The sequence below is a fragment of the Pseudomonas sp. SJZ131 genome (assembly GCF_007828705.1).
Taxonomy (GTDB): Bacteria; Pseudomonadota; Gammaproteobacteria; order Pseudomonadales; family Pseudomonadaceae; genus Aquipseudomonas; species Aquipseudomonas prosekii.
The window spans coordinates 132,356-145,497 of the sequence record NZ_VIVC01000007.1 but is presented as its reverse complement, the minus strand read 5'-3'; the positions used below and the strand labels follow the sequence as shown (position 1 = coordinate 145,497).

Annotated in this window: 13 protein-coding genes; 4 read left to right on the top strand and 9 right to left on the bottom strand. The window is 61.1% G+C overall.

What is annotated here, in order from left to right:
• Positions 1 to 27 precede the first annotated feature (27 nt).
• The 4 genes from lptE (at position 28) to FBY12_RS26055 (ending at position 3,469) form a co-directional block, all read left to right on the top strand.
• Entirely contained in the window at positions 28 to 633 is a 606-nt protein-coding gene (gene lptE / locus FBY12_RS26070; protein WP_092277647.1) for an LPS assembly lipoprotein LptE, read from the top strand.
• Between the two features lie 39 nt (positions 634 to 672).
• On the top strand, positions 673 to 1,710 hold the full coding sequence (gene holA / locus FBY12_RS26065; RefSeq protein ID WP_121732650.1) for a DNA polymerase III subunit delta: 1,038 nt from the start codon (positions 673 to 675) through the stop codon (positions 1,708 to 1,710).
• 210 nt (positions 1,711 to 1,920) lie between these two features.
• On the top strand, positions 1,921 to 2,085 hold the full coding sequence (gene arfA, locus FBY12_RS26060) for an alternative ribosome rescue factor ArfA (protein ID WP_145257168.1): 165 nt from the start codon (positions 1,921 to 1,923) through the stop codon (positions 2,083 to 2,085).
• 61 nt (positions 2,086 to 2,146) lie between these two features.
• Positions 2,147 to 3,469, top strand: coding sequence for a lytic murein transglycosylase (locus FBY12_RS26055; RefSeq protein WP_145257165.1), 1,323 nt, complete (start codon positions 2,147 to 2,149; stop codon positions 3,467 to 3,469).
• Positions 3,470 to 3,558: 89 nt separating this feature from the next.
• Here FBY12_RS26055 and FBY12_RS26050 read toward each other — a convergent pair whose 3' ends face one another.
• The 9 genes from FBY12_RS26050 to mrdA form a co-directional block, all read right to left on the bottom strand.
• Positions 3,559 to 4,509: an LD-carboxypeptidase gene (locus FBY12_RS26050; RefSeq protein ID WP_145257162.1), complete on the bottom strand. Its 951-nt coding sequence runs from the start codon at positions 4,507 to 4,509 to the stop codon at positions 3,559 to 3,561.
• Between the two features lie 174 nt (positions 4,510 to 4,683).
• A complete protein-coding gene (lipA, locus tag FBY12_RS26045) occupies positions 4,684 to 5,709 on the bottom strand; it encodes a lipoyl synthase (RefSeq protein ID WP_054052430.1) in 1,026 nt (341 codons plus the stop codon).
• Position 5,710: 1 nt separating this feature from the next.
• On the bottom strand, positions 5,711 to 6,358 hold the full coding sequence (lipB, locus tag FBY12_RS26040; RefSeq protein ID WP_145257159.1) for a lipoyl(octanoyl) transferase LipB: 648 nt from the start codon (positions 6,356 to 6,358) through the stop codon (positions 5,711 to 5,713).
• Positions 6,358 to 6,633, bottom strand: a complete 276-nt coding sequence (locus FBY12_RS26035) for a DUF493 domain-containing protein (protein ID WP_109503374.1) — start codon at positions 6,631 to 6,633, stop codon at positions 6,358 to 6,360. Before FBY12_RS26035 ends, lipB begins: the two co-directional genes overlap by 1 nt.
• A gap of 80 nt (positions 6,634 to 6,713) precedes the next feature.
• A complete protein-coding gene (locus FBY12_RS26030) occupies positions 6,714 to 7,871 on the bottom strand; it encodes a D-alanyl-D-alanine carboxypeptidase family protein (RefSeq protein ID WP_101208845.1) in 1,158 nt (385 codons plus the stop codon).
• A gap of 195 nt (positions 7,872 to 8,066) precedes the next feature.
• On the bottom strand, positions 8,067 to 9,086 hold the full coding sequence (locus FBY12_RS26025; RefSeq protein WP_145257156.1) for a septal ring lytic transglycosylase RlpA family protein: 1,020 nt from the start codon (positions 9,084 to 9,086) through the stop codon (positions 8,067 to 8,069).
• The gene (gene mltB / locus FBY12_RS26020) at positions 9,086 to 10,093 is read right to left on the bottom strand and encodes a lytic murein transglycosylase B (protein ID WP_092277629.1); all 1,008 of its coding nucleotides are present in this window, start codon (positions 10,091 to 10,093) and stop codon (positions 9,086 to 9,088) included. The genes FBY12_RS26025 and mltB overlap by 1 nt, the downstream gene beginning before the upstream one ends.
• 17 nt (positions 10,094 to 10,110) lie before the next feature.
• Complete coding sequence (gene rodA, locus FBY12_RS26015) at positions 10,111 to 11,214, bottom strand: rod shape-determining protein RodA (protein WP_167370477.1); 1,104 nt, start codon at positions 11,212 to 11,214, stop codon at positions 10,111 to 10,113.
• A 31-nt stretch (positions 11,215 to 11,245) separates the two neighbouring features.
• Positions 11,246 to 13,141, bottom strand: a complete 1,896-nt coding sequence (mrdA, locus tag FBY12_RS26010) for a penicillin-binding protein 2 (protein ID WP_121732653.1) — start codon at positions 13,139 to 13,141, stop codon at positions 11,246 to 11,248.
• Position 13,142 lies beyond the last annotated feature (1 nt).

Genomic DNA, 13,142 nt, shown 5'->3' with positions numbered 1-13,142 from the left:
CCACCTGGTTTCAAGGGGAGCAACAAAATGATCAAACGCAATCTGCTGGTGATGGGCCTCGCGGTCCTGTTGAGCGCCTGCGGTTTCCAGCTGCGCGGTACCGGCACCAACGAACTGGCGATCAAGGAACTCGACGTCAGCGCGCGCAATGCCTACGGCGAAACCGTGACGCAACTGCGCCAGGTGCTGCAGAGCAGCGGCGTCAACGTCTACACCGGTGCGCCGTACAAACTGGTGCTGACCGACGAGCAGGAAGGCCAGCGCATCCTCAGCTACGCCGGCGCCGGTCGGACTGGCGAGTACCAGGTGACCACCGTTCTGAGCTACGACATCCGTGGCGAGAACAACCTGAGCCTGATGAGCGACAAGCTTGAGGTGCAGAAGGTGTTCATCCACGACGGCAACAACCTGGTGGGTTCCGATCAGGAAGCCAATACCGCCAAGACTGAAATCCGTCGCGAACTGGTTCAGCGCATGATGCTGCGCCTGCAACAGATCACGCCAACCCAGCTGGATCAGTTGCAACAGACCGCCAACGCACGGGCCAAGGCTGAAGCCGACGCCCTTGAAGCGGCGCAGAAGGCTGAAGCGGAAACGCCGCGCCAGTCGCCGATCGAAGTCCCGCAGCAATAAGACTTACGGGGCGCTCAGGCGCCCCGTTTGCACTCTCTTATGAAACTCGCCCCCGCCCAACTCGCCAAACACCTGCAAGGTGCCCTCGCGCCGGTCTACATCATCAGCGGCGATGACCCGTTGCTGTGTCAGGAAGCGGCGGACGCCATTCGCGCCGCTGCCCGTCAGCAGGGTTTCGATGAACGCCAAGTGTTTGCCGCCGACGCCAGTTTTGACTGGGGAACGCTGCTGCAGGCCGGCGCGAGCATGTCGCTGTTCGCTGAAAAGCGTCTGTTGGAACTGCGTCTGCCTTCCGGCAAGCCCGGTGACAAAGGCGCGGCAGCGTTTATCGAATACTGCTCGCGCCCGGCTGAAGACACCGTGTTGCTGATCAGCCTGCCGAAACTCGACGGCGCCGCGCAGAAAACCAAGTGGGGCAAAGCGCTGGTCGAAGGCGCGCAAACCCAGTTCGTGCAGATCTGGCCGGTGGATGCCAACCAGTTGCCGAGCTGGATTCGTCAGCGCTTGTCGCAGGCCGGTTTGTCGGCGACGCAGGACGCAGTGGAGCTGATCGCGGCGCGGGTCGAGGGCAACTTGTTGGCCGCCGCGCAGGAAATCGAAAAGCTCAAGCTGATGGCCGAGGGCGGGCAGATTACCGTTGAAACCGTGCAAGCGGCCGTTGCCGACAGTGCGCGTTTTGATGTGTTTGGCCTCACCGACGCGATTCTCAATGGCGAAGCCGCTCACGCCTTGCGCATGCTCGAAGGGCTGCGTGGCGAAGGCGTCGAGCCGCCGGTGATCCTCTGGGCGCTGGCCCGCGAGTTGCGGCTGCTGGCCAATCTTTCGCTGCAATACAGTCAGGGTGTGCCACTCGACAAAGCGTTCAGCTCGGCCCGGCCACCGGTCTGGGACAAACGCAAACCGCTGATGAGCAAAGCCCTGCAACGCTACTCGGCGCAACGCTGGGCGCAGTTGTTGCTGGAAGCGCAGCGCATCGACGCGCAGATCAAGGGGCAAGCGCCAGGTTCGGCGTGGATGAGCTTGAGCCGGCTGTCGTTGTTGATGGCCGGACAGCGGCTGTCATTGCCCGCCGAATAAGGCCTTTTGTGGCGAGGGGGCTTGCCCCCGCTGGGGCGCGAAGCGGCCCTGGAATATGCAACCGAGTTTTTCCAGGCACTAAGTGGACGCAGGTTTTGCGACTGCTTCGCAGCCGAACGGGGGCAAGCCCCCTCGCCACAAGGGACTGGACAGACCTCCATCTTCGGCAGATTATTCGCGGCGCAACCCCACTCGGTCGAGAGAATCATCATGAGCAAAAAGCCATCCAAAAATGGCCCGAACAAGGCCAAATCCATCATCGCCCAGCCACTGTTCCGCAGTCGTCAGGAACGCGTCGGCAAGGGCAAAGGCAGCTACCGCCGCGAAGCCTTCCAGTCTAATAGCTGGGAGGCTTCTTACTTTCTGGCTGCTTGAAGCCGAACCCCCCTTCTCCATGTTAAGGTCTGCACCTGATTCGTATTCCCTGGACCTGTGCATGCCCCTTCGTCTTTCCCGTCGTTGGCCCGTTCGCCAATTGATTGCCGCCTCCAGCCTCATTCTGCTTGTCGCCTGCGCCGAAAAACCGACCGCCGCCGACGCCCAACCGCTCAAGACTGCTCCCGTCGCAACCGCGCCTGCGGTGATCCCGCCCGTGGTGCCGACCGGCGAAAACCTCGACCTGCAACCGACGCAGACCTTCGCTGAATGGCAGGCCGGTTTCCGCAAGGACGCCTTGGCCGCCGGCATCCGCGCCGACCTGTTCGACCGCGCGTTCGCCAATATCAGCTTCGACGACAGCGTGATCCGCGCCGACCGCAGCCAACCTGAGTTCTCTCGCCCGGTGTGGGAATACCTCGATGGCGCACTGTCGCCACTGCGGGTGCGCAAAGGTCAGGCGCTGGTCAACCAGTACGCCGACATCCTGCAAAGCATCGAGCAGCGTTACGGCGTCGACCGCCAGGCACTGGTCTCGGTGTGGGGCATGGAAAGTAATTTCGGGCAGTTTCAGGGCAGCAAATCGGTGATCAATTCCCTGGCGACCCTCGCCTATGAGGGCCGCCGCCCCGCGTTCGCTCACGCGCAATTGATCGCCGCGCTGCAGATCCTGCAACAGGGCGACATCACTCCGGAGAAAATGCTCGGCTCGTGGGCCGGCGCCATGGGTCAGACCCAGTTCATTCCGACCACCTACAACACCCACGCGGTGGATTTCGATGGCGACGGTCGCCGCGACATCTGGGGCAGCCCGGCCGATGCCTTGGCCTCGACCGCGCACTATCTGCAAAGCTCCGGTTGGCAGCGTGGCCAGCCGTGGGGTTACGAAGTGCAGCTGCCGGGCAGCTTCGATTACGTGCTGGCTGACGGCACGATTCGCAAGAGCGTCGCCGAATGGCGGCAACTCGGTGTGAACATGCCGAATGGCGGCCAGGTTCCGGCCGGCACCGAGAACCTGTCCGCCGCCCTGCTGCTGCCGGCCGGTTATCGCGGCCCGGCGTTTCTGGTGTTCGATAACTTCCGCGCGATTCTCAAGTACAACAATTCGTCGTCCTATGCGTTGGCAGTGAGCCTGTTGTGTGAGCGTTTCAGCGGTGGTGGCCTGATCAACGGCAGCTGGCCAAAAGATGATTTGCCGCTGAGCCGCAGCGAGCGCATCGAGCTGCAAAACCTGCTGAGCGCGCAGAACTACGACGCCGGCACGGCTGACGGCATTATCGGCGCCAATACGCGCAAAGCGATCCGCAGCGCGCAGCAGTCGTTTGGCTGGCCGGCGGATGGCTATCCGACGCATAAGTTGCTGGAAGGTTTGCGTAGCCGTTAAAGCTTCGCGGGCAAGCCTCGCTCCTACAGGACTGTGTGATCCGTGGGAGCGAACTTGCTCGCGATGACTGACTAACGGGCGACTACGCTCTAACGCTTGACCACCACATCCTGCTCCAACACCAACACTTTATTCCCCGCATCCAGCTTGACCAGCGCGCCCATCGGCAAGGTCAGGTTCGGATCACAATGCCCGCTGCGCCACCCCGCCAGCACCGGAATCCGCAAGGGTTCGAAGGTCTGCTTGAGCAGTCGTGCCAGCGCCGCGCTGTCCACGCCCGCCACATCCCCGACCAGAACCCCGCGCAGCTTGCCCAGCGTGCCGGCCAGGCGCAGATGCGTCAGCAGCCGGTCGATGCGGTACAGCGGCTCGTTGATGTCTTCGATAAACAGAATCGCGCCTTCGGCCTCAATCTCGTAAGGCGTGCCCATCACCGCGGCGATCATCGACAGATTGCCGCCGAGCAAACGCCCATGCGCGATGCCCGGCTCGATCGTCGTCAACGGATAGGCCACCGGGTGCGCCAGCACGTCGCCCGACTTCACTTGCCCGCGCAGCATGTTGAAGAATGACGACTCGGTAGGTTTCTGTTTATCACCCAGCAGATCGGCGTTGAGCAGCGGCCCATGAAAGGTCACGAACCCGGCATGACGGCTGATCGCCAGATGCAGCGCGGTGATGTCGCTGTAGCCAATGAACGGCTTGGGATTGGCGCGCAGCACGTCGAAGTCGATGCCATCCAGCAGGCGCGGCGTGCCGTAACCGCCGCGCAGGCAAATGATCGCGTCGACGTCGCTGTCGGCGAATGCTGCGTGCAGGTCATTCAGTCGCGTCTGGTCGCTGCCGGCCAGGTAACCGTCAGCTTGGTAAACACCGGGAAATACACGCAGGGAATAACCACGGGCGCGCATCCATTGCACGGCTTTGTCGGTGTCCAGCGGCGCAGGCCCGGCGGGCGCGATCACGCCAATCAGGCCTTCCGAAGGCAGCGCCGGGACGGGCGCGTGGGGGAACAGCGTGTGGGTCGGTCGAACGGTCATCCTTGAATCTCCCAGCGGAAAAACGTCTGCACACAGTAGTCAGGAATGCACATAAACAGAAGGCTTGAAATGCGCCACGGCCTGCGGGAAAAACCGCCAATGCCTGTAGGCAAGGCAAAAAAACGCCCGCGTGGCGGTAAAGCCATGCGGGCGATTGTGCACGTCAGCGGCGAATTACAACGCCGAGATCAGCTCGGCTTTAACCAGCTTCGCTTGCTCGTCGGCGTGGTACGAGGAACGTACCAACGGGCCGGACGCGACGTTCTTGAAGCCCATCTTGTAGCCTTCCTCGGCGAACCAGGCAAACACGTCCGGGTGCACGAAACGTTGCACCGGCAAGTGGCTGCGTGATGGTTGCAGGTACTGGCCGAGGGTCAGCATGTCGATGTCGTGTTCGCGCATGCGCTTCATGACTTCGATGACTTCTTCGTCGGTTTCGCCCAGGCCGAGCATCAGGCCGGACTTGGTCGGAATGTGCGGCATCATCTGCTTGAAGCGTTGCAGCAGGGTCAGCGACCACTGGTAATCGGAGCCCGGACGCGCAGCCTTGTACAGACGCGGTACGGTTTCGAGGTTGTGGTTGAACACATCCGGCGGCTCGGCGGCGGTGATTTCCAGTGCCACGTCCATGCGTCCACGGTAATCCGGGACCAGGGTTTCGAGCTGCACGTTCGGCGACAGTTTGCGGATCTCGCGGATGCAGTCGGCGAAGTGCTGGGCACCGCCGTCACGCAAGTCATCGCGGTCAACCGAGGTGATCACCACGTACTTGAGCTTCAGGTCGGCAATGGCAATCGCCAGGCTTTCCGGCTCGTTGACGTCCAGTGGCTTCGGACGACCGTGGCCAACGTCGCAGAACGGGCAGCGACGGGTGCAAATGTCGCCCATGATCATGAACGTCGCGGTGCCGCCGGAGAAGCACTCGCCGAGGTTCGGGCAGGACGCTTCTTCACAAACGCTGTGCAGCTTGTGTTTGCGCAGCAGGGCTTTGATGCGGTCGACTTCCGGAGAAACCGGGATGCGCACGCGAATCCAGTCGGGTTTCTTCGGCAGTTCGGTGGTCGGAATGATCTTTACCGGGATGCGTGCAACCTTCTCGGCGCCGCGCAGCTTGACGCCGGCTTCAACCTTGGCACGTGGGGCCGGGCGCTCGGTAACATCCAGCGTCGGGATCATGGTTTGCACTGCATCAGTAGTCATATCAGTCGATTCCGCCCGTAAGGGTCGTCTGCTCAGCATAGTCGAGGTGTTTGACGAGCTGCGCGCGCAGCCGGGCACTTACCTCGGCAAATACAATCGATCCTGCGTGATCACTCAGCTGGGTCATCGCCAGCCCGGCGTAGCCGCAGGGATTAATTCGTCGAAACGGTTCCAGGTCCATGTCCACGTTCAGGGCCAAGCCGTGAAAGGAACAACCATGGCGGATCCGCAGCCCCAGGGAAGCGATTTTCGCCCCGTCGACGTAGACACCCGGCGCGTCTGGCTTGGCAGCGGCAGTCACGCCGTAGCTGGCCAGCAACTCGATCAGGCAGTGTTCCATGCGGGTGACCAGGTCACGCACGCCGAAACCCAACTTGCGTACATCCAGCAACAGGTAAGCGACCAATTGGCCCGGACCGTGGTAAGTCACCTGACCACCACGGTCGACCTGCACAACCGCAATATCGCCCGGCAATAACAAGTGCTCAGCCTTGCCGGCCTGGCCCTGGGTGAACACCGGTGGGTGTTCGACCAGCCAGATTTCGTCCGCGGCGTCAGTGCCGCGTTCGTTGGTAAAACGTTGCATGGCATGCCAGACCGGCTCGTAAGCCATCTGGCCAAGCTCGCGAAAGCCTACCGCGCCAGACATCACAACACCATGTGCACGAAACCGGTAGCCCGCAACTCGCTGTTGATGTCGTACAGCTGTTCTTGGCCGGTGGCGACGATGTGCAACTGGATAGTGGTGTATTTGCCGTTGGTGCTTTGACGCTCGTCGATGCGCTCATCGTTGATGGTCGCGTGTTTCTTGACGATGTCGATGATCTTGTCTTTGTTACCCGCGCCGGTATCGCTGATCACTTTGACCGGATAATCCTTCACCGGGAATTCGATCTTTGGCGCCTTTACTTCGGTATCTGTCATGGCGTAACGGCCTCGTAAGCCGTGGCAACGGACATGGCCGCGTCCCGGATCGGGGCGCGGCCATGCAAGTCCACACTAAATCAGTTGAACAAGCCGTAGAAGAATAGACGGATGCTATCCCACATGCGGCGGAAGATACCACCCTCCTCGACGCCATCCAGCGCGATCAGGTCAGCGCTGTGCACAACCTTGTCGTCCAGTTTGACTTCGACTTTACCGATCACGTCGCCCTTGGCGATTGGCGCGATCAGTTGCGGGTTCATGGTCATGCTGGCGGCGAGCTTCTTCAGCTGGCCCTTCGGCAGGGTCATGGTCAGGTCTTGGGCCAGGCCGGCCTTGACTTGATTGGTGGTGCCTTTCCAGACAGGAGCCTGGGCCAGCTCGGCGCCTTTCTGATAGAAGGTCTGGGTTTCGAAGAATCGGAAACCGTAGGTCAGCAGTTTTTGCGTTTCGGAAGCGCGAGCGACTTCGCTGTTGGTGCCGAACACCACGGCGATCAGGCGCATGCCATCACGTACAGCCGAAGACACCATGCAGTAGCCGGCTTCGTCGGTGTGACCGGTTTTCAGACCGTCAACGGTCTTGTCGCGCCACAGCAGCAGGTTGCGGTTAGGCTGCTTGATGCCGTTCCAGAAAAACTCTTTCTGCGAGTAGATCGCATAGTGAGCCGGGTCTTCGTGGATGATCGCGCGAGCCAGCACGGCCATGTCGTGAGCCGACGAGTAGTGCTCCGGGTTTGGCAGACCGGTCGGGTTCATGAAGTGGCTGTTGGTCATGCCCAGGTCGGCCACGGTTTTGTTCATCATGTCGGCGAACGCGTCTTCGCTGCCGGCGATGTGCTCGGAGAGCGCAACACTGGCGTCGTTGCCCGACTGAATGATGATGCCGTGCAGCAAGTCGCTGACGGTTACCTGCGAGCCGACCTTGATGAACATCCGCGAACCGCCGGTGCGCCAGGCGTTCTCGCTGACCGTCACCGGGTCATTTTCGCCGATCTGGCCACGACGGATTTCCAGCGTCGCAATGTACGCGGTCATCAGTTTGGTCAGGCTGGCGGGCGGCAGGCGCTGGTCACCGTTGTTCTCGACCAGCACGTTGCCGCTGCTGGCGTCCATGAGCACGTAGGATTTGGCGGCCAGTTGAGGTGGCGACGGCATCATTTCTACCGCAAAAGCGGCAGGCGTGATGAACAGCGGGACTAACAGGCACAGGCGTTTGGCAAAGGTGGTGATGTTCATCCGTCTCTCGAAATCGCTAATGGAAACTGCCCTAGGGCAAAACTAATCAGACGGCTTCTAACAGGCCGTCGCGTGTTCAGTCGTTCACTCACAACCCTTGCCGGGCTTTTGTTCTTGACGAGCCAACAACCAGGTTCCCCCCCCAAACCGCAAGCGAACCTTGAATCAATCAAACCATGAAACAAATAACGCGTATTACTCGGCGGTGACCAGGCTCGGCGAACCGAGATTGGCCAATCGCACGCTGTTCTGCACTTGCTGGATTTCACCCGGTGAGCCCATCGGCCCCAGGCGCACCCGATGCAGTGTCTGCTGGTTGCGCACTATCGAGCTGATGAACACCGGAGCGCTCACCATCCCGCTGAGCTTCGATCTCAGCAGTTCGGCAGCGTCCGGGTTGGCGAACGCGCCCACCTGCAGATACTGGCCAGACGCTGGTACAGAAGCGTTTTTTTTTGCATCGATCTGCACGGGCACTACGGCGGCGGCGTGTTGCTGCGGCGGTGGTGTCCATTGTTCGACCTTGCCCGCCGAAGCGGTAATGGTCGGCGCGGCATTTTGCGCCACTTGCGGCTCGTTGAGCATCAACGGCGCCGGACGGCCCTTCTGTGCCCACCACTGCTGCGGATCGATGCCTTCGACCTTGACCCGCGCGGTGCCGGTTTCGGCATAACCGAGTTTCTTCGCTGCCGCGTAGGACAAATCGATGATGCGGTCGGAGTAGAACGGCCCACGGTCGTTAACCCGCAGAACCACAGTCTTGTGGTTGTCCAGGTTGGTCACCCGAACGTAACTCGGCAGCGGCAAGGTCTTGTGCGCGGCACTCATGCCGTACAAGTCATAGACTTCGCCGTTGGCGGTGTTCTGGCCGTGAAACTTAGTGCCGTACCACGACGCCGTGCCCGAGGCCACGTAGGTCTTGGATTCCTGCAACGGGAAATAGGTCTTGCCCAACACCGTGTACGGGTTGGCTTTATAAGGACCGCTGTGCAGGGTCGGCGTGGCGTCCGGGATGCGCGAAACATCGACGTCCCACCACGGCGCGCCATCTTTGTGGGCGCGGTTGATGTCCAGCCCCGGCGTCGCGCGCACGGCGGTGGAAGTGGATTTCTGCGCCGGTGCGCGAGTGGTGGTGGTCGAACAACTGGCGACCAGCACCGCCAACCCGGCAAATGCCATCAGCTTCAGGGGTTTATTCATAGGCAATGCCCGCATTACTTGACGCCCCGTGCTTGGACCAGCTGTTCAGACAGTTGATGTACGGCCATGGCGTACATCACGCTGCGGTTATAACGCGTAATTGCGTAAAAGTTCTTCAGGCCCATCCAGTACTCGGGGCCCTTGTCACCTTCCAGGCGGAAAGCGGTGACCGGCATATCATCGCGCAGCGCATCATGACTCGACCACCCCAACGCTCGCAACTCCCCGACGGTTTTAGTCGGTTCGATGCCCGTGGTCAAACCCTCATCAATCTGCTCGCCACGCACATCGGCGCGGCTGACTACCGGTTCGCCGGCGACCCAGCCGTGATGCTTGAAATAACTGGCAACGCTGCCAATGGCATCGTCCGGATTGGTCCAGATATTAATGTGGCCGTCGCCGTCGAAGTCCACGGCATAGGCGCGAAAGCTGCTCGGCATGAATTGCGGCAGGCCCATCGCGCCGGCGTACGAGCCTTTCAACGTCAGCGGGTCAACTTGCTCTTCGCGCGCCAGCAGCAGGAATTCACGCAATTCCTTGCGGAAGAATTCGGCACGCGGCGGATAGTCGAAACCCAGGGTCGACAAGGCGTCGATCACTCGGAAGTTGCCGGTGTTGCGCCCGAAGAACGTCTCGACGCCGATGATCGAAACGATCACCTGGGCCGGCACGCCGTATTCCTGCTCGGCACGCGCCAGCACGGCTTCGTGCTGACGCCAGAAGTCCACACCACGGGCGATGCGCGCGTCGGTGATGAACATCGGGCGATATTCGTTCCACTGCTTGACCCGCTCGGCAGGTTTCGAGATCGCGTCCAGAATCGACTGCTTGCGCTCGGCCTCGCGGAACACGCCCATCAACTGTTCACCGGCAAAACCGTAGTCGCGGGTCATTTCACCGACGAATTCGGCCACCTGAGGTGAACCTTCGTAATCGCCGGCCCGCGTTTCCGCAGTACCAAGGATGCCTACCAGGCTGACCCACGGAGCGTATCGAGTCGCCCAGCCACGCATTGCTTGCATTGAAATCTTCACCTTATTCAAACCTGCGCGATCCACTTACGATGGGTATGGATCGACATCAAAACCCCAAACGCTGACAGCAGCGTCACCAGCGAAGTTCCTCCGTAGCTAATGAACGGCAACGGCACCCCCACAACCGGCAACAGGCCACTGACCATACCGATGTTGACGAAAACGTAAACAAAAAACGTCATGGTCAGGCTGCCCGCGAGCAATTTGCCGAACAATGTCTGGGCCTGAGCGGTAATTACCAGCCCGCGACCGATCAACAGCAGGTAAATCAGCAGCAGCGCGCAAATCCCCACCAGACCGAATTCTTCGCCGAGCACCGCAATAATGAAGTCGGTGTGGCTTTCCGGCAGGAAGTCCAAGTGCGACTGGGTGCCGAGCAGCCAGCCCTTGCCGAATACCCCGCCGGAACCGATCGCAGCCTTGGACTGAATGATGTTCCAGCCAGTGCCGAGCGGATCGCTTTCCGGGTCGAGGAAAGTCAGGATTCGCTGCTTCTGGTAGTCGTGCATGATGAAAAACCACATCGCCACCGCCACCGGCACTGCAGCGGCCAGCACGCTGATGATCCAGCGCCAGCGCAGCCCGCCCATGAACAGCACGAACGCGCCGCCAGCAAGAATCAGCAACGAGGTGCCGAGGTCGGGCTGGCGGACGATCAGGATAAATGGCAAACCGATCAGGAACAGGCTGATCCCGACGTGCTTGAGCTGCGGCGGCAAAGTGCGTTTGGACAAGTACCAGGCGATGGTCGCCGGCATCAGGATCTTCATGAATTCCGAAGGCTGGAAGCGAATCACCCCGGGAATGTTGATCCAGCGCGTGGCGCCCATGGCGTTGTGGCCCATGACGTCCACCACCACCAGCAACAGCACGCCGATCACATAACCGACCGGCACCCAGCGCGCCATGAAACGCGGTTCGAACTGGGCGATGACGATCATCGACACCAGACCGATGCCGAAGGACGTGGCTTGCTTGGCCAACAGATCCCAGCTCTTGCCGCTCGCCGAATACAGCACGAACAAGCTGCCGGCGGCGAGGGTCAGCAGCAGGATCAACAACGGGCCATCGATGTGCAAACGTTGCAGCAGCGTCGCGCGGCGACGCATCACATCCTCGCTGGACAGCATGCGATCAAAATTATTCATCACGGGCCGTAGCCTCCGCACTGATAGGGCTGGCGTATTCGGCTTTGAGATGGCCTTCCTGATTGAGCAGCCAGGCGTCCATGATTTGACGTACCACCGGCGCCGCGACGCCGGAACCGGACTCGCCGTTCTCGACCATCACTGACACGACGATTTTCGGGTTGTCGGCCGGCGCGAAACCGACGAACAAGGCGTGGTCGCGGTGGCGTTCCTGAACCTTGGAGCGGTCGTACTTCTCGCCCTGCTTGATCGCGACCACCTGGGCCGTACCACTTTTGCCGGCAATCCGGTATTGCGCACCAATCGCCGCTTTGCGCGCCGTACCACGCGCGCCGTGCATCACCTGCTGCATGCCGTGGTTGACCTTGGCCCAGTCGGACGGGTCGCGCAGGACGATGTCCGGCATGGGGTTGTCATCCTTGGGTTTTTCACCCTCGACGGTTTTCGCCAGATGCGGACGGTTCCACACACCTTTGTTGGCCACCAGCGCCGTGGCTTGGGCCAATTGCAGCGGGGTCGATTGCATGTAGCCCTGACCGATCCCGAGAATCAGCGTTTCGCCCGGGAACCAGGCCTGACGCCGGGTTGCGCGCTTCCATTCACGGGAAGGCATCAGCCCCGGCGACTCTTCGAACATGTCCAGCGAGACTTTTTCGCCGATGCCGAACTTGCCCATGTACGCCGACAACCGATCAATCCCCAGCTTGTGCGCGAGGTCATAGAAATAGGTGTCGTTGGACCGCATGATCGCCGTATCGAGGTCGACGTAGCCGTCGCCGGAACGGTTCCAGTTGCGATATTTGTGATCGTAATTGGGCAGTTGGTAATAACCGGGATCGTAGACGCGGGTCGACGCGGTGACCACGCCGGAATCGAGGCCGGCAATCGCCACCGCCGGTTTGATCGTCGAGCCCGGCGGGTACAGACCGCGCAGTACGCGGTTGAACAGCGGCCGGTCGATGGAATCGCGCAGCTCGGCGTAAGCCTTGAAGCTGATGCCGGTGACGAACAGGTTCGGGTCGAAACTCGGCTGGCTGACCATCGCCAGCACTTCGCCAGTCGCCGGGTCCAGCGCGACTACGGCACCGCGACGCCCGCCGAGTGCGGCTTCGGCGGCTTCCTGCAATTTGATGTCCAGGCTCAGGACGATGTCCTTGCCGGGAATCGGATCGGTACGCTTGAGCACGCGCAAAACGCGGCCCCGAGCGTTGGTCTCGACTTCTTCGTAACCCACCTGGCCGTGCAGCTCGGGCTCATAAAAACGCTCGATGCCGGTCTTGCCGATGTGGTGGGTGCCGCTGTAGTTGACCGGGTCCAGCGACTTCAGCTCTTTCTCGTTGATCCGGCCCATGTAACCCACCGAGTGCGCAAAGTGCGCGCCCTGCGGGTAATGGCGCACCAACTGCGCGACCACTTCCACGCCCGGCAGGCGGAACTGGTTCACCGCGATCCGGGCGATCTGTTCTTCGGTCAGCTCGAACAGGATCGGCACTGGCTCGAATGGCCGGCGCCCCTGTCGCATGCGTTTCTCGAAAATCACCCGGTCCTCGGGCGTCAGTTCCAGCACCTCGACGATCACATCGAGCACTTGCTGCCAGTCGCCGGAGCGCTCGCGGGTCATGCTCAGGCTGAAGCTGGGCCGGTTATCGGCCACCACCACGCCATTACGGTCGAAGATCAGCCCACGGGTGGGCGGAATCGGCTGCACATGCACGCGATTGTTTTCCGACAGGGTCGAGTGGTACTCGTACTGGATCACCTGAAGGAAATACAGCCGCGCGATCAGCACACAAATCAGCGCCACCACCGCAATTGCCCCGAACACGACGCGGCCACGCACCAGACGGGCGTCTTTTTCGTGGTCCTTGATGCGGATCGGCTGAGGCATG